This window comes from Anaerococcus marasmi, from assembly GCF_900290195.1.
GTDB classification, from domain to species: Bacteria; Bacillota; Clostridia; order Tissierellales; family Peptoniphilaceae; genus Anaerococcus; species Anaerococcus marasmi.
The window spans coordinates 36,139-52,452 of sequence record NZ_OLMF01000004.1; the positions used below are offsets into that span (position 1 = coordinate 36,139).

Consider the following 16,314-nt stretch of genomic DNA (forward strand, 5'->3'; position numbering starts at 1 on the left):
GCTATGTATAATCAAGAACAAGTAAAGCTTGCAATAATTATTATTAATGAAGGTAATATTTTACCATTAAGTCTAAATAGCAAGGAAATATCACATGAAAACAATTAGTGTAGGATTAGAATGGGGTTCTTATCCACTTCAAGAATTAGATATTAAGGGATTTATTGTAGATGATATAGGTGCGGAGGAATTGGGTTTGGATAGGGAATTTTGTGAAAAAATTCAAAAATTACAAGATCTGTATGATAACTTATTTTTAAATAACGAAAAAGAATTCTCTTACCTAGGCAAGGAAAAACCAGAAGAAGTAAAAAAAATAAAAGATATGTATTCAGATATATTTGATGAATTACTAGATAAGTTAAACGATAAATTCAATTTTAGAGTATTAGAATTAGATATTTAGATAGAAATAGAGCTTGTGAGAGATAATCCTTACAAGTTCTATTTTTAAATCCTTTTTGAATAAATAAATTCAAAACTCCAATATTCATTTACTACCATCTTATCAAGCATTAAATTCCAAAGAATAGGGTCAAATTCGTCCAGAGGATTAAGGGTATCTAATTTTTCGATAAAGAAGTCATATTTTAGTTTTCTAGGTTCCTTGTCTTGGATTTGAGCACATAAATCTTCGTATTTTTCTTTTTAAGAATTAAATTTATTTACTAGTTTCTCATATTCTTTAGCTTATGCAAGTTTATTCCTATTATAATAAGATTTACAATTTCTATTACTATTATATACTAATATATGAATAATGAGAAATTATAGAGTCCGTATAATTGTGCAAAAAAGGTAATGAAACCTTAATGATAACAGATAATAATCAAATTATTTACAATAAGAATCTTCTAAGCCTTATAATATTGGATATTAATATTTGTCCAGGATATCATGGTGTCTAATATCTAAAAGAAATATCAATTCATTATTTTCATAGAACCAAAGGATTCGAATATCCATATTAACAGAAGACTCCCATATTCCATCTGTACCTTGTATTTTCTTAGTTCTTAAAGATGGATGGGTAGGATTTTCTACGAAAAATTTAAGTTTCTTTTTAGTCTGTTTCTTTTCAGTGTCAGATAGTTTTTTGTAATGTTTTTTAAAGGCTTTCGAATAAGTAATTTTATAGGACATTACTTATCTAACTCCTCGAATAGAGAGTCGATAGAATCAAAAACAGGTTGAGTCCCATTTTTTATAGATTCTTTAATTTCTTTTACTTCAGCTTTTAAATTTTTTATAACGTGTTCTGGATAGATTGCAACTGGAACAAGTACAATTTTTCCGTTATCTTCTATGACTTCAAATTGGTCCCCTTGATTTAATTCCATAGAGTTTACTATGTCTTTCGGGATAGTGACTTGTGATTTAGCTTTTAGTTCAACTAACATAACAAAACCTCCTTAGTTAGAAATTCATACTTTCTAACTAAATTATATTTTCTTCTGAGAAAAAAGTCAAGTGGAGAGTAAAGTTGATAGAATGAGAGTAAGTAGTTGTAGTATAGTTAGAATAGCAAAAGAATAATAAAACGAGCCTTGGAGATTAAATCTTCAGGGCTTTCTTTAGTATGACGGGCATGTTCTAATGCTGGGGTGAAAATCCCTACAGAGCGTAGTTACCAACGAATCTAATAGCGACCCCGAAGTTTTAGATGGCGACATCTAGGAGAGAAGAACGGGTAGCGAAATCGTGGCTTGACGAACAGGAACAGAATATAAGGCGTAACAGGTGGGCAAGCTAGCAAGAGATAGCAAAGACCCAAAAGGTAACCGTAAACCCAAAGCGTAAATTCTGCAAGTAAACGATGAAAGTATTAGGGCTTATCCCGTGAGGTCTCATAGGCGACACAGTAGTAACAACGAACTATGAGAAGTCAGCAGAAGTCATAGTAGGTGGAAACACCGAAGGACCGAACAATTTAAAAGCACAAGCAAAATGTAAGTAGCATAACAAATCTGACAGAGAAAGTAGAAGAAACGTAAATGAACTCAAAATCTCACACCTAAGAAAAAAGTTATGCAAGCGGAAAGGAGCAAGTGCACACATGGAAGATAAATTAATAAGTCAAATCCTAAACCCAGAAAATATGCACCAAGCCAAAGTAAAAGTCATCTCCAACAAAGGAGCAGCCGGAACAGACGGAATAAGTGTAAAAGAAATAGATGAATACATCAAAGAAAATTGGGCAAGGATAAGACAAGAAATAATCGAAAGACGCTACAAACCACAACCAGTACTTCGAGTAGAAATCCCAAAACCAAACGGAGGAAAAAGAAAACTCGGAATACCAACAGTAATGGACAGAATAATCCAACAAGCAATCGTACAAGTACTAACCCCGATAATAGACAAAAGATTTTCTGAAACGAGCTATGGCTTCAGACCAGGAAGAAACTGTCAAATGGCAATAACCAAAAGCCTAGAATACCTAAACGACGGATATAAATGGGTAGTAGACATAGACCTAGAAAAATTCTTCGACAAAGTCCCACAAGATAAACTAATGAGCATAGTCCATGAACATATCAAAGCACCAGACACAGAATCACTAATCAGAAAATATCTAAAAGCGGGAATAATGAACAAAGGCATATATGAAAAAAGTGAAATAGGAACCCCACAAGGAGGAAACCTATCACCACTCCTAAGCAACATCATGCTAGACAAACTAGACAAAGAACTAGAAGCAAGAAAACTTAGATACACAAGATATGCAGACGACTGCTTAATATTTGTAAGAAGTAAAGCAGCAGCTACAAGAGTAATGCACTCCATAACAAGATTCATAGAAAAGGAACTTGGACTAAAAGTAAATGCAGAAAAAAGCAAAATAACAAGACCAAGCAAAATAAAATATCTTGGATTTGGCTACTGGGAAGACAACAGAACAAATCAATGGAAAGCACGAGTCCATGAAACATCATTTAAAAGATTCAAAAATAAAATAAAGAAACTAACCACAAGAAAATGGTCAGTATCCTTAGAATACAGAATCAAAAAGATAAATGAAGTAACAAGAGGCTGGATAAACTATTTTAAAATAGCGAGCATGAAAGGTAAACTAAAAGGTTTCAGCGAGCATTTAAGAACCAGACTAAGAATAATATGCTGGAAAATGTGGAAAGTACCAAAGAAAAGACAATGGGCGTTAAGAAAAATGGGAGTAGTAAAAGACCTAGCAAGACTAACATCCTATTGTGGAAACAGATACTACTTTGTAGCAACAAAAACCTGCTTAGTAAGAACAATCACCAAAGAAAGATTAAGCAAAACAGGCTTAATTGACCCTTATGATTACTACATAAGCAGGACATGTGTAAATTAAATTGAACCGCCGTATGCCGAACGGCACGTACGGTGGTGTGAAAGGGGCTAGATCTTAGCCCCTATTCGATTGGAGTGATAAAGTGCCAAGAAAACCTAAGAGACCATGTTACATCCAGGTTGTCCAGAGTTAGTTGATGGACGATTCTGTAAGAAGCATGAGAAAGAATATAACAAGAATTATGAAAAATATAAACGAGACCCTAAAACTCATAAGCGATATGGAAAAGCATGGAGACTCATAAGAAAAAGATATGTAGCAGAGCATCCACTTTGTGAGATGTGTTTAAAAGAAAATAGAATAACAAAGGTAGAGGAAGTACATCACATACTTCCTCTTTCTCTTGGTGGAACTAATGATGAAGATAATCTTATGAGTCTTTGTAAATCATGTCACTCAAAGATTCATGCAAAGAGTGGGGATAGATTTGGAGGATAGTTTTTCGTGGGGAGGGGGAGTCTTAATCTCTACGAGTGATTTCCCTACCAACGGTGCCGCCCTCTCACGCACAAAAAAACGGGTTAAAAGAGGGTATCAAAGAATATCATTCAAAAATCAAAATATTTATTCTGACCTATTGACAATAAAACTTGGCATGATATAATATAAATACCAAGTAAACTTGGCAAAAATATAAAGGAGAATTAATATGAAGAGAGATGAAGTTTTAGCAAGAAGTCGTGAGGAGTATAGAAATCACGATGAGATGATGGTTGATATTTTTAAAAAGGCAGGCGAAGTTTCCAGCCAAATCGGATTAGCTGTTGCTGCCATCCTATTTGGAATTGAAGCTTTTTTCTTCAATTCCTTTAATTATGGAATACTAAGTATTTATTTTAGTATTGAAGCAACGAAAGAACTTGTAAAGTATGCAAAACTAAAAGAAAGAAAGCAATTGTTAATGGGGATACTTATGGCGATTATAGGAATTGCTTTATTTGTAGCTAACCTTATAACATTGAAGTAGTGATAGATTATGGATGATAAACTAGTTCTCAAAAATCATTTAAAAGAAGTCAGAAAAGAAAAAGGCTATTCACAACAACAGTTAGCTGATGAGGTGGGTGTTTCAAGAAACACAATCAGCTCAATTGAAACTGGTCAATTTAACCCTACTGCTAAATTAGCATTGATACTTTGCATTGCTTTAGAAAAGAAATTTGAGGATCTTTTCTATTTTTAGACAAACATAGTTAAACTAAAATCTCCCTACAGTAAACAATATTGTTCATTGAAGGGAGATTTTATATTTAAGTATTAGGAGGTGATACTATCGCTAAAGACGGAACATACAGAGGTGGAAGAAGAGTAAAAGCAGGAGGGAAACCACAGCCTGCTGCTGAAAAAATAGAAAAAGGTAAAAAGGTAGAAATTTTAATGAACGATATTCCTACATTTACTCCAGAAGAAATAGATGCAGTTGACTTACCAGATGGGGCTGTTCTTTATGGACCGGATATGCCTACACCAAGTGATTAGCTATCTGCAAAGCAAAGAAATGGAATACCACTTGGTGCTGATAAAATATATAAAGAGACTTGGGGCTGGTTAAAACAGAGAAACTGTGAAAACTTGGTAAATCCAAGATTGTTAGAATCTTACTCCCAGGCTTTTACAAGATACAATCAATGTGAAAAGGCAATAAGTCAATTTGGTCTTTTAGGAAAGCATCCTACGAGTGGAGGAGTTATTACGTCTTCCTTTGTGCAGATGTCTAATCAGTTTCAAAAAACAGTCAACCTTTTATGGTATGAGATTTACGACATTGTGAAAGAGAACTGTATTGAAATCTATGAACACTATGGAGAAGATATGATGGAAAAATTATTAAGGCAAAAGGAGGTATTTATATTGTTTGAAAAAGTAAATCCAATGCATCCAGACAAAATAGCGAATTGCATTGCAGAATCAATTGTAGATTTATCATATAAGGAAAAATAAAATTCTAAAATAGCAGTTGAAGTTTTGCTGGGACATGGAAATTGTCATGTGATTATTGAAACGGACTGCAATCTAAATAAAAAATAAATTGAAACAGCGATTAAGAGGTTAGGAGGAGATGTCATAGCAGATATTAAAATATTAAAACAGGATATCCACATATATAAGAATCAAAAAGAAAAGATAAGATGTGGAAATGATATAAGTGAATTTGTTTATGATGACAGGGATTGATTGTTTTTAATATGTGTTTAAATATATAAAAATATAATAGATCTTATAGGAAGCACTAATAAGAAAGCCAGTAAAATCATAATTTTATTTATTCTGCAGCAGGCCCTTTTTTCTAATTCCTTATTTCTTATCAATAGAAAAAGAAGGCTCCTTTGAGTATAATGAGAAAAGATTAAAGATAAAGGAATGATTATGGATAATTTAAATATACCGACCCATGTTGCCATAGTTCTTGATGGGAATGGCAGATGGGCAAAAAAGAAGCATATGCCTAGGACTTATGGTCACAAAAATGGGGCCGAGAATGTCGTAGATATTTGTCTTTATGCAAAAGAGCGTGGGGTAAAGTATATGACTCTTTACGCTTTTTCGACAGAAAACTGGAAGAGACCTCTCGATGAAGTCAATTATCTGATGAAGCTTGTGATTAAGTTTATTGACAGCAAGCTAGATATTTTGATGGAGGAAAATTGTAAGCTTAATTTCATAGGAGATTTGGAAAAGCTACCAGCTTCTACTAAGGAAATTTGTATTAGGGCTATGGAAGATACTAAGGATAATGATGAGATTACCTTAAATATCGCCCTAAACTACGGAGGTCGTGACGAGCTAGTCCACGCCTTTAAGGCCATGATAGATGATGGAATTAGTAAGGAAGATATTATTACTGAAGAGATGATTTCTTCCTACCTATATACCAAAGACCAACCAGATCCTGACCTCCTTATAAGACCAGGTGGGGAGATTAGACTATCTAATTTCTTGATCTACCAGCTTGCCTATGCGGAGTTTTATTTTACAGATACCTTGTGGCCTGACTTTGATAGGTTGGCTTTTGATGAGGCCTTGGAGGAGTTTTCTAGGAGAAATAGAAGATACGGAGCCTTGTCATGAACTTGTTTAATAGGGCAATCGGTGGAGCTATAATCCTTGCTCTTTTGATTCTAATAACATTTCTAGGAAGAATTCCCCTAGCTATTGGGGTTATGATCTTCTCCTATATTGCCCTTCATGAGATGAAAGAGGCTCTGGCAAAGATTGGGATTACTCTTCCTATGAAGCTTTTGTATGTGACTAATACGATAATCATGCTTGCAGCCTATGTCAATAATTCTGATATTTATATAGCAAGCCTTGTGGTTTCTGTAATTTTCATGATGATGTATATTATCTTGAAGGGTCATTACAGCCTCTATGATGGTTTTGCAACATCCTTTGTCTTACTTTATGTATCACTTTTGATGAGTCATATATTAAGGATAGAGGATGTAAATTTCGTATGGCTTTTGTATATTACAGCTTGGGGATCAGATACTTTTGCTTATCTAGTTGGTTCAACCATAGGTAAGCGTAAGTTTGAATCTATAAAGCACATTAGTCCCAACAAGACTATCGAGGGATCAATCGGTGGAATAGTAGGGGCTTGTATCCTAAATTCAATCTTTATCAATGAATTTGGCCTCGGTGTTAAGATTTATGAAGTCATAATTTTTACGATTATTGCAGCTGTTTTGTCTCAGATTGGAGACTTGATAGCTTCGTTTATTAAGAGAAAAACTGGAGTCAAGGATTTTGGTCATATTATTCCAGGCCATGGAGGAATCCTCGACAGGTTTGACTCCATGCTTTTTATAGCTCCAGTTTTATATTTGTTTTCAAGATTATAAGGAGAGTTGATGAGTAAAATAATTATAGCTATAGTAATGTTCCTGTTTTTGATTCTTATTCATGAATTTGGACATTTTCTTATAGCGAAAGCATCTGGAATAAAGGTAAATGAGTTTGCCATTGGTATGGGGCCTGCTATATTAAAAAAGCAGGGCGGGGAGACTCTTTATTCCCTAAGACTCATACCAATCGGTGGCTACTGCGCTATGGAGGGAGAGGATGATGAAAGTTCAGATCCTAGGTCCTACGATAGGGCACCTGCCAAGAGTAAATTTTTTACAATTCTTGCAGGACCTTTGATGAATTTACTCCTTGCAGTAATTATATTTTTTGTAGTTGCCCTTAATACAGGCGTTGCTACAAAAACTATCGGAGGATTTAGTAAGGATTCTCCTGCTAAGGCCGCTGGTGTAGAAGTGGGAGATGAAGTAGTAAGGCTTGCTGATAAAGATGTAACAAGCTTTACCGATATTTCTCCTATCCTAAACGAATATTACAAAAATAGGGATAAGGATGAAGATATTTCCCTAGAAGTTTTATCCGGTAATGAGAGTAAAACTTATAAGATAAGCCCTATGGAAGAAAATGGATCTTACTATCTTGGAATAGAGTCAAAGCTTAGAAAGGCTGGATTTGTGGAAGCTATTAAGCTGGGCTTTGTAGAAACAGGCAAAAACATTGCCCTAATCTTTGTAGTTTTGGGTAGACTTTTTACAGGAAAGATCGCCTTTTCAGCCCTTTCAGGTCCCGTAGGAGTGGTTAAGGAGCTAGGTAACCAAGCCCAAAATGGTTTGATGAGCCTTTTATATTTCTTAGGCTATATCAGTGTCAACCTCGGAGTATTCAACCTCCTTCCAATACCAGCCCTAGATGGGTCAAAGATAGTAAGCGCTCTTTATGAGATGATTACTGGCAAGCGTGTAAACAAAAAATTTGAAGAAAAAATTACAGTAGTAGGTTTCGTTATTCTTTTGGGACTTATACTTGTGATTTCAATAAAAGATATAATTAATCTATTCTAAAGGAGATAAAATGAGAAAGAAAACTAAGAAGATTTATGTGGGAGATGTCGCAGTAGGAGGCGACTCTCCTATTTCTGTCCAATCAATGACAACAGCAAAGACAAGCGATATAGAAAAGGTAGTTGCACAGATTAATGCCCTAGAGGAAGCAGGTTGTGATATAGCAAGATCTGCCATAAACTCCATAGAAGATGCCAAGGCAATTGTTGAGATTAAGAAAAGAACTAACATACCACTTGTAGCAGACATCCAGTTTGACTATAAGCTTGCCCTTGCTGCGGTAGAATATGGTTGTGATTGTCTAAGATACAATCCTGGTAATATCGGAGGTAGCGATAAGGTTAAGCTTCTTGTAGATAAGTGTAAGGAGAAAAACATCCCTATAAGGATTGGGGTAAATTCAGGCTCTATATCTAGAGAAATCGTAGATAGATTCGGTGGAGTAAACTCAGATTCCCTAGTAGCAAGTGCCCTAGAGGAAGTTAAGATCCTAGAGGATATGGACTTTACCGATATCAAGATTTCTGTTAAGTCAAGCGATGTAAATACAATGATCGATGCCTACAGGAAATTATCAGATAAGGTTGACTACCCACTCCACCTTGGTGTAACAGAAGCAGGTCCCTTGTACCAAGCCCTTGTCAAATCCTCTATCGGCATAGGCTCTCTACTTAAAGATGGGATAGGAGATACTATCAGAGTTTCAATCACAGGAGATATCTTAGAAGAAGTTAAGGCAGGAAAGGCAATCCTTAAGGCCCTTAATCTAAGACGAGATGGCCTAGATATAGTATCTTGCCCAACATGTTCAAGAACTACGGTAAATCTTCCTGAAATAGTAAAGGAAGTTGAGGAGAAAAGTAAGGGATTAGATATCTCTGCTAAGGTTGCCATCATGGGTTGTCCTGTAAATGGACCAGGAGAGAGCAAGGAAGCAGATTATGGGATATCAGCAGCAAATGGCATGGGCTTTCTCTTTAAGAATGGCAAGACTATCAAGAAGGTTAGAGAAGATGAGATAGTAGATACTTTGATAGAAACTTTAATAGAAAGCAAAGAAGATGAGAATAGACCTTCATAATCTAATAGATGTCAAGGAGGGGAGTTTCTTCGTAGTAGAAGCCATCTATTTTACCAAGACCAATATCCTAAGCCTTGAGATCGAATCTGATAGCTATAACTTCACAAGAGAAGAAAGAGAAAAGCTCTATGACTATTTCTCCTTCGTAAGCCTTGAAATAAATGTACGAAGAAAAGAAATAGAAGAGGCCTATGAAGAAAATATCCCAGAGGATAATGAAGGAGATGCTTCAGAAGAAATAAGTTCTGGTAATACTCAAGAAGAAGAAAAAGTAATAGAAGATACTCCTCTAAGCGAAACCGAACGCCTAATCAAGGAAAGAGAGGCTAGGGTCCAAGACGCCATAGATTTCACTATCCAAAACAGGGAAGAAGAAAAAAAGGAAGAGATTCACGTAGAAAACATCAACTTTGGTAGGAAAATCAAGGAAGATGTGATAGATATTAGAGATCTTTACGAAAGAAAGGGAGTTAATTCTACCCTAATAGGAAAGGTCTACGGACTAGATGTATTCGAGACCAAGGGTGGATATTTTATCTATACATTCGACCTTGAAGATAAGACTGATGCGATTTCTTGTAAGATTTTCGCAAACGCCAAGAACAACTACAAGCTAGAAACCTTGGGGGAAGGGTCGGAAGTCATGGTCGAGGGAGTCCTTAACTACGATGATTACGCCCATGAAGATGTATTTACTGTAAATGGTATGGTGGATGCGATCCTCGGCAAAAGGACTGACACAGCCCTTGATAAAAGAATTGAGCTAGAGGTCCATACGAAGATGACCAACCTCGATGGCTTTGTAGACAATAAGGACCTGGTAAGTACTCTAAAAAACTGGAAGATGGGTGCTGTTGGTATTACTGATACAGCAACCCTCCAGGGCCTTCCAGATCTTTACGAAGCACTTTCTAAGGAAGGGATAAGGATGCTTCCAGGAGCTGAGCTTCTCTTAGTAGAAGATGAGCTGAGAGTCCTTACTAATCTAAGCGATGGGGAAGTTTCCGAGACCCAAAATATTGAAGAAGAAAGCTTTGTCGTATTTGACCTTGAGACAACAGGGCTTTCCCGCTACAAGGATAGGATAACAGAAATCGGAGCCTGTAGGGTAGAAGGTGGCAAAATCACAGAAATCTACAACGAACTGGTAAATCCAGAGATGGTGATTCCAGAAAAAATCATAGAAATAACTGGAATTACCAATGAGATGGTAGAAGACTGTCCTACAATCGAAGAGGTCCTTCCAGGATTTTTTGACTTCTGCAAGGATTCGATCCTAGTAGGACAAAACACCGACTTCGATGTTGGCTTTGTTAGGGAAAACTGCCACAGGATGGGGCTAGACTTTAACCCAATCTATCTGGATACTCTTCCAATGGCTAGGGCCTTGTTTAGCGATATGAAGAAGTTCTCCCTAGATAAGATTGCTAGAAAACTTGATATTCCTGCCTTCAACCACCACAGGGCAAGTGATGACGCAAGAGCTACTGCTCAGATTTTTATCAAGATGTTTAAGATGATTATGGAAGAAGAAGGTATAAATCTTTCTACTATCAACAAGCTAAAAAGCCACTGGCCAAAGGCAAAGCACGAGTACTTCTCAGCTACAGTTTACGCTAAGGATAAGGTCGGCCTTAAGAATCTCTACCAACTTATATCAGAATCGAGGATGGATTATTTTAATTCCGAGGCAAAAACTCCAATTTCAGTACTTGAAAAATACAGGGAAGGCCTTCTAGTAGGATCGGGCTCTGATGAAGGAATCTTATTTTCATATTTACAAAATAAGAGAAACAAAAGGGATCTTAATAGGATTAGGGACCTCTTTGACTTCTACCAAATGGCTCCTCTAGGAATCTATAATGACAAGGTAAATAAGGGCAAAATCCGTGATATAGACCAGGCTATAGATATAAACAAGCAAATCTTAGACTTTGCCAAGGAGGATAATAAGCTTGCTGTAGCAACTGGTGCTGTTAGATATATGGAAAAGGATGATTTTATCCTAAGAAATATCCTCCACAAAGGTCAGTATTTCAGATACCATGAGGACGAGCCTCTTTATTATTTTAGGACTACAAAGGAGATGATGGATGACTTCTCCTATCTAAATCCAATAGATGCTGAGGATGTTGTCATTAGAAATCCTAGGAAGATTGTCGATATGATAGAAGATATCAGACCAATTCCTAAGGGGACCTTCCCACCTAAAATCGAGGGATCTGATAAGGAGCTTAGGGATACTTGCTTTGCCAAGGCCCATTCAATCTACGGAGACCCTCTACCAAAGATAGTAGAAGATAGGCTAAATCGTGAGCTTAACTCAATTATTTCTAATGGCTATGCTGTTCTTTATATAATAGCTAAAAAGCTAGTAGGTAAGTCTAACGAAGACGGCTACCTAGTAGGATCGCGTGGATCTGTTGGTTCTTCCTTTGCTGCCACCATGGCAGATATTACCGAGGTAAACCCACTTTCTCCCCACTATGTCTGTCCTAATTGTAAGCACTCAGAGTTTTTCGAAGAAGATCTTTTGGGAGCTGGAATCGACTATCCAGACAAGGCCTGTCCTGAATGTGGAACTATGATGAAAAAGGATGGTCACAATATACCATTCGAGGTCTTCTTAGGCTTTGAGGGTGATAAGGAACCAGATATAGATCTAAACTTTGCAGGAGAATACCAACCTACTATTCACAAATATACCGAGGTCCTCTTTGGTGAGGGCAAGGTCTTTAGGGCAGGAACCATAGGAGCGATCCAGGATAATACTGCCTTTGGTTATATTAAAAAATACAGCGAAGACTATCAGGTTGAATTTACCAATGCCCAGGTAAGAAAAATTCAAAGGGGGCTTAAGGATGTCAAAAGAACAACTGGCCAACATCCGGGTGGACTAATTGTAGTTCCTGATGATATAGATATATTTGATATCTGTCCTATCCAATACCCAGCCGATGATGGAAGTGGAGATATCAAGACAACGCATTTCACCTACAATATGATGCACGAAACCCTCCTAAAGCTAGACCTTCTAGGTCACGATGTTCCTTCGATTATAAGAGCCTTACAGGACTTAACTGGAACTAATCCCCTAGAGATTACTATGGGAGATCCAGCAGTTATGAAGATATTTTCTTCCACAGAAAGTCTCGATATCAAGCATGACTTTTCCAATAACGAGATTGGGACCTTGGGTATACCTGAATTTGGTACAAACTTTGTAAGGTCCATGCTTAAGGATACCTTCCCAACCAAGTTTTCGGAGATGACGAGAATTTCGGGCCTATCTCACGGAACTGATGTGTGGCTTAACAATGCCCAAGAGCTTGTAAGAAATGGGACAGCAGGCTTTGACGAGATTATCTCTACTCGTGATGATATAATGAACGCCCTTATCCAACAGGGGCTTGATAAGAAAAAATCCTTCTCTATTATGGAGAAGGTAAGAAAGGGTAAGCCACTTTCTGATGAAATCCTAGAGTATATGAGGGAAAATGGGGTGCCTGAATGGTACATCGAATCTTGTCTAAAGATCCAATATCTTTTCCCAAAGGCCCACGCTGTCGCCTATTGCCTGATGAGTTACAGGATTGCTTACTACAAGGTATACTACCCTGAAGCCTTCTACGCGACCTACTTCAATACCAAGATCAACGACTTCAAGTACTCTACTATTATAAAGGGACTAGAAAGTATTCAAAAATCCCTAAAGGAAGTTGAGGGAAGCTTTGATCTTTCTCAGAGGGATAAGCAAATTAGAACTGTCCTTGAAGTAGCTGAAGAGATGGCAGCAAGGGAGATTAAGCTTGAAAAGGCGGATATCTACAAGTCAGATGCGAAGAAGTTTCTCCTAAGTGATAGGAAGGGCTACATCCTACCTCCGCTTTCTGCAGTAGATGATGTAAGTGAAGCAATGGCTATTGATATTGTAAAGGAAAGAGAAAGAGGAGAATTTATTTCCTTAGAAGACCTCAAAACAAGAACTTCAGTAAACAAAAACGCCATAAACAGCCTCAAATCCTTGGGCATAATTGACGGCATCCAAGAGAAAAACCAGATGTCCTTGTTTGATGGGATGTTTTAGAACTTATAGCTATAGTTAAAATTAAAAAAAGCAAAGTAAAATAGGGACCCTGAAGCTTTAGGTCCCTATTTTATTTTTTTAACAATTCTTTTTTGATTATCCTTGTGGCCAAGCTTGCAAAATGACTTAGATCTTTTATCTGATAGAAATTATCGTAGTAAAGATAGGTCGCATTAGTAGTATTTTCCTTGTGGATTAGGGCAGAAATCTTGATATTTTTTCTCCTAAGCTTATCGAGCTCCTCCTTAGTATCCTTAAGGGCAGTATCTTCCTCGTAGGCCTTGTTTGGACTAAGTCCTTCTTTTATCAGAGGTCTTAGGTCGCTGGGATTCGCATCGGTTAGGATTAATAGGAGGTGGTCATTTAATTTTCTTTGAGGGATCAAAGAAGTATAGCTCCTAAAGGCAAGACCGTCTCTATTAAAGCCTAAGCTCTTATAAGAAAATATCCTAGAATCATCAGTTTCTTCATCGAAGTCCTTTAAGATAGTAAGGACAGTATAGTCAGAAAGGGTGCTGTAGGATATGACTCTGTGGCTGATTTTGTTTTTAGACAGAGCCCTAGATAGGATATAGGCCTCGGTTGCTACAATTTCTTGCTCGTACAAAAGAGAAGCTGACCCATCGAGAAGGATATCTAGCGTGTAATCTCCCTTTTTATCAAAAGTTTTCTTGGTAAAAATCTTATTATAGTTAGGTATTTGGCTCTTCCATGCGAGGCTAGGACTGAGATTACCAGTCTTAGCCAATAGGAAATCCCTATCCTCGGTAGATTTAAGGGAGAGCTTAATGGATTTGGAGAGATTTTTGATAATTCTTTCATAAAAGTTTTCTTTATTTTTGTAAAAATTTAGATTACTTTCCCTAGCCTTTGAGTTTAATTCATTTATTTTATCAGAATTTGCCTTAGCTATACCCTTGGTGAAGAAAATCTTGGATTTCTTATGTTTATCTGTGGCATAGATTTGATTTATCAAATTCTCCTTTTCTTCTGAACATAAAGACCCTCCGAAAGTTTCCTCTATATATAATCTCTTGGCATTTTTTCTTTTAAGTAAGAAATTTCCTATAGGATTTAACTTCTTACTATCATTATTCTTAAAAATATTCGCCTTGTTAGATCTTTCAAGTTGGTATGATCCCTTTAGGTCGAAGAGGGAGAAGTTTATAGGAAAATAGAGCTTATATTTATTTTCCTTATCGAAGGAAAGATATTTCTCAAATAAATATATAGTATTATCTATTAAAGTCGCTGGCCCTGTAGTTGGATCTAAATGGAAATTCTCGTATATATCTTCTTCCTTTCTAGATAGATTAAAATTACCATCTAAAACTTTCGAGTATTTTTTCATAGTTAAGAGGTAATACAAGTTTTCTCTTAAAGCTAAGTTTTTTCTCCTAAGGTCATTTTTATCAGCCAAGAAGTCTTTGGCGTAATCTTCTCTTAGGTCTTTTAGAATTGGCCTTTGGCTAACTTCTCTGTCATAGCAGTAGCTTTCCAAAAGATAGAGGGCGAAGATGTCGTATTTTTCACATTTTTTATAATCTTCCCATATGGCAAAGAGATTTTCTATTGTTTCTTTGCCGAAGTATTTTATAGAAAGGCCTATTATTAAGTTCATATAAAAACTTGGATTGCCGCTTAGGTCAGATCCTGTGATGATGGGCTTATATCTATATGATAAAGCTCCATTCCAAATCCGATTATAGAATCTGTTGTCATTGGCTTTTTCCTTATTAGAAATCATAGTCCTCGAAAACATCTCCTTTAGATAAATTTTCTCTGAAACGAGCCTTGATCACATCTCTTATAAGTGTTTTCTCATAAGAATCAAATACTTTGTTTACCAAGCACATATCGAAAGCCTCATCAAGCTTAAGACCTGCTTTAACAAGATCAAGACTATCGAAAATTCCTCTTAGGTCAATAGCAGTACCTGATATTTCACCGGCATCCGCCTTTGTTTTTATATCATAGAATAATCTTCCAAGCTGGTTTTTGATCTCTCGTTTTAGATTTGGATAATTATCTGTAAAGATCTTACTTAGGTCATCTTCAGAAATTATAGGCATTTCAATTATAACGAAGCGGGAAAGGAGAGCCTCATTAAGCTCACGTGTCCCCTCATAATTGTAGTTCATGGTAGCTATAAATCTCGTGGATGGGTGGATTTCTATAAGGTCATTTCCTGGTATGTCGATTATTCTCCTATAATCTAGGATGGAGTGTAGGACTGCCATAGCTTCGTTTCTAGCCATATTAATTTCATCTAGGACGAGGAGACCTCCGTATTTACAAGCAGAAGTCACTGGACCGTCTCTAAAGACAACATTTCCATTAGATAGGGTATCGCTCCCTATAAGAACTTGGGAGTCAATATTTACATGAAAAGAAACATTCCGCATGGGTCTTTTAAAAATTTGGGATAGGTTTTCTGCTAAGACATTTTTTCCAGTTGACTTACTTCCAACAAGGAGGATGTTTTTTCCGGAAATGAAGGCTGAGCTTGCCTTGTTTAATATATCTTCTCCAATGTAGGTAAATTTAGGTCTTGCAATTCTTCCTTTTAGCCTATCATCTATTGGATTTTCATTTACAAATTTCTCAATTATTTCATAGTTCATCTTATCTCTCGATTGTATTGATTTCGCTTTTGACATAAAGCTTCTTAAAAAATGCTGATATAATTAAATCTTGATCATCATCTATATACATGGCTAGGTTGGGATTGTAATAGATATCAAGATCATCAGTTTCTTGAAGTTTGTATCTATTCTTATCAGTTTCTTTGGTAAGGATTACAATATCTACAGTAGCGATCCCGCAACAGGAGGATTTCTGATCCAGATCTGGATTTATAAAGATTTCTTTGATTTGTTTTTTCTTTACTAAAGATTTTGCTTTTTTATCTAATATAAATTTCATATAAACTCTCCTAGATATA

General features: G+C 36.3%; 16 protein-coding genes. 11 read left to right on the top strand and 5 right to left on the bottom strand.

Going from position 1 to position 16,314, the window contains the following annotated elements; all coding sequences use genetic code 11:
• The first annotated feature begins 94 nt into the window (after window positions 1-94).
• Complete coding sequence (locus tag C7D97_RS00205; protein WP_105300218.1) at window positions 95-406, top strand: hypothetical protein; 312 nt, start codon at window positions 95-97, stop codon at window positions 404-406.
• Window positions 407-876: 470 nt separating this feature from the next.
• Here the strand turns inward: C7D97_RS00205 and C7D97_RS00210 are convergent, their stop codons facing one another.
• The gene (locus tag C7D97_RS00210) at window positions 877-1,143 is read right to left on the bottom strand and encodes a type II toxin-antitoxin system RelE/ParE family toxin (RefSeq protein ID WP_105300219.1); all 267 of its coding nucleotides are present in this window, start codon (window positions 1,141-1,143) and stop codon (window positions 877-879) included.
• Complete coding sequence (locus C7D97_RS00215) at window positions 1,143-1,400, bottom strand: AbrB/MazE/SpoVT family DNA-binding domain-containing protein (protein WP_002834889.1); 258 nt, start codon at window positions 1,398-1,400, stop codon at window positions 1,143-1,145. The genes C7D97_RS00210 and C7D97_RS00215 overlap by 1 nt, the downstream gene beginning before the upstream one ends.
• Before the next feature lie 656 nt (window positions 1,401-2,056).
• Here C7D97_RS00215 and ltrA point away from each other — a divergent pair.
• From ltrA to C7D97_RS00270, 10 genes are all read left to right on the top strand, one after another.
• Window positions 2,057-3,337, top strand: a complete 1,281-nt coding sequence (gene ltrA, locus C7D97_RS00220; protein WP_105300220.1) for a group II intron reverse transcriptase/maturase — start codon at window positions 2,057-2,059, stop codon at window positions 3,335-3,337.
• Between the two features lie 105 nt (window positions 3,338-3,442).
• Window positions 3,443-3,775, top strand: coding sequence for an HNH endonuclease (locus C7D97_RS00225; protein WP_476692327.1), 333 nt, complete (start codon window positions 3,443-3,445; stop codon window positions 3,773-3,775).
• 211 nt (window positions 3,776-3,986) lie between these two features.
• Entirely contained in the window at window positions 3,987-4,304 is a 318-nt protein-coding gene (locus C7D97_RS00230; RefSeq protein ID WP_105300221.1) for a DUF6442 family protein, read from the top strand.
• A gap of 9 nt (window positions 4,305-4,313) precedes the next feature.
• Window positions 4,314-4,520: a helix-turn-helix transcriptional regulator gene (locus C7D97_RS00235; protein WP_004816384.1), complete on the top strand. Its 207-nt coding sequence runs from the start codon at window positions 4,314-4,316 to the stop codon at window positions 4,518-4,520.
• Between the two features lie 629 nt (window positions 4,521-5,149).
• Window positions 5,150-5,278, top strand: coding sequence for an S-adenosylmethionine synthetase N-terminal domain-containing protein (locus C7D97_RS10835; protein ID WP_240308868.1), 129 nt, complete (start codon window positions 5,150-5,152; stop codon window positions 5,276-5,278).
• Between the two features lie 426 nt (window positions 5,279-5,704).
• Window positions 5,705-6,406 (top strand): isoprenyl transferase, encoded by a 702-nt coding sequence (locus C7D97_RS00250; RefSeq protein ID WP_105300222.1) that lies wholly within the window; start codon window positions 5,705-5,707, stop codon window positions 6,404-6,406.
• Window positions 6,403-7,179, top strand: coding sequence for a phosphatidate cytidylyltransferase (locus C7D97_RS00255; protein WP_105300223.1), 777 nt, complete (start codon window positions 6,403-6,405; stop codon window positions 7,177-7,179). The genes C7D97_RS00250 and C7D97_RS00255 overlap by 4 nt, the downstream gene beginning before the upstream one ends.
• Window positions 7,180-7,188: 9 nt before the next feature.
• Window positions 7,189-8,202, top strand: coding sequence for a M50 family metallopeptidase (locus tag C7D97_RS00260; RefSeq protein WP_105300224.1), 1,014 nt, complete (start codon window positions 7,189-7,191; stop codon window positions 8,200-8,202).
• Between the two features lie 10 nt (window positions 8,203-8,212).
• Complete coding sequence (gene ispG, locus C7D97_RS00265; protein WP_105300225.1) at window positions 8,213-9,283, top strand: flavodoxin-dependent (E)-4-hydroxy-3-methylbut-2-enyl-diphosphate synthase; 1,071 nt, start codon at window positions 8,213-8,215, stop codon at window positions 9,281-9,283.
• Window positions 9,264-13,370 (top strand): PolC-type DNA polymerase III, encoded by a 4,107-nt coding sequence (locus tag C7D97_RS00270; RefSeq protein ID WP_105300226.1) that lies wholly within the window; start codon window positions 9,264-9,266, stop codon window positions 13,368-13,370. Before ispG ends, C7D97_RS00270 begins: the two co-directional genes overlap by 20 nt.
• A 70-nt stretch (window positions 13,371-13,440) precedes the next feature.
• Here the strand turns inward: C7D97_RS00270 and C7D97_RS00275 are convergent, their stop codons facing one another.
• The 3 genes from C7D97_RS00275 to C7D97_RS00285 are packed head-to-tail and all read right to left on the bottom strand — an operon-like array spanning window position 13,441 to window position 16,295.
• Complete coding sequence (locus C7D97_RS00275; RefSeq protein ID WP_105300227.1) at window positions 13,441-15,117, bottom strand: hypothetical protein; 1,677 nt, start codon at window positions 15,115-15,117, stop codon at window positions 13,441-13,443.
• Window positions 15,107-15,994, bottom strand: a complete 888-nt coding sequence (locus C7D97_RS00280; protein ID WP_105300228.1) for an AAA family ATPase — start codon at window positions 15,992-15,994, stop codon at window positions 15,107-15,109. Before C7D97_RS00280 ends, C7D97_RS00275 begins: the two co-directional genes overlap by 11 nt.
• A 1-nt stretch (window position 15,995) precedes the next feature.
• Window positions 15,996-16,295 (bottom strand): hypothetical protein, encoded by a 300-nt coding sequence (locus C7D97_RS00285; protein ID WP_105300229.1) that lies wholly within the window; start codon window positions 16,293-16,295, stop codon window positions 15,996-15,998.
• Window positions 16,296-16,314: the final 19 nt, after the last annotated feature.

Excerpts from the sequence above, each read along its gene's own strand:
- C7D97_RS00275 (WP_105300227.1), bottom strand. The coding sequence starts at position 15,117 with ATGATTTCTAATAAGGAAAAAGCCAATGACAACAGATTCTATAATCGG.
- C7D97_RS00250 (WP_105300222.1), top strand. The coding sequence starts at position 5,705 with ATGGATAATTTAAATATACCGACCCATGTTGCCATAGTTCTTGATGGG.
- C7D97_RS00260 (WP_105300224.1), top strand. The coding sequence starts at position 7,189 with ATGAGTAAAATAATTATAGCTATAGTAATGTTCCTGTTTTTGATTCTT.
- C7D97_RS00215 (WP_002834889.1), bottom strand. The coding sequence starts at position 1,400 with ATGTTAGTTGAACTAAAAGCTAAATCACAAGTCACTATCCCGAAAGAC.
- C7D97_RS00280 (WP_105300228.1), bottom strand. The coding sequence starts at position 15,994 with ATGAACTATGAAATAATTGAGAAATTTGTAAATGAAAATCCAATAGAT.
- C7D97_RS00255 (WP_105300223.1), top strand. The coding sequence starts at position 6,403 with ATGAACTTGTTTAATAGGGCAATCGGTGGAGCTATAATCCTTGCTCTT.
- C7D97_RS00225 (WP_476692327.1), top strand. The coding sequence starts at position 3,443 with ATGTTACATCCAGGTTGTCCAGAGTTAGTTGATGGACGATTCTGTAAG.
- C7D97_RS00230 (WP_105300221.1), top strand. The coding sequence starts at position 3,987 with ATGAAGAGAGATGAAGTTTTAGCAAGAAGTCGTGAGGAGTATAGAAAT.
- C7D97_RS00235 (WP_004816384.1), top strand. The coding sequence starts at position 4,314 with ATGGATGATAAACTAGTTCTCAAAAATCATTTAAAAGAAGTCAGAAAA.
- C7D97_RS00210 (WP_105300219.1), bottom strand. The coding sequence starts at position 1,143 with ATGTCCTATAAAATTACTTATTCGAAAGCCTTTAAAAAACATTACAAA.
- C7D97_RS10835 (WP_240308868.1), top strand. The coding sequence starts at position 5,150 with ATGATGGAAAAATTATTAAGGCAAAAGGAGGTATTTATATTGTTTGAA.
- ltrA (WP_105300220.1), top strand. The coding sequence starts at position 2,057 with ATGGAAGATAAATTAATAAGTCAAATCCTAAACCCAGAAAATATGCAC.
- C7D97_RS00270 (WP_105300226.1), top strand. The coding sequence starts at position 9,264 with ATGAGAATAGACCTTCATAATCTAATAGATGTCAAGGAGGGGAGTTTC.
- ispG (WP_105300225.1), top strand. The coding sequence starts at position 8,213 with ATGAGAAAGAAAACTAAGAAGATTTATGTGGGAGATGTCGCAGTAGGA.
- C7D97_RS00205 (WP_105300218.1), top strand. The coding sequence starts at position 95 with ATGAAAACAATTAGTGTAGGATTAGAATGGGGTTCTTATCCACTTCAA.
- C7D97_RS00285 (WP_105300229.1), bottom strand. The coding sequence starts at position 16,295 with ATGAAATTTATATTAGATAAAAAAGCAAAATCTTTAGTAAAGAAAAAA.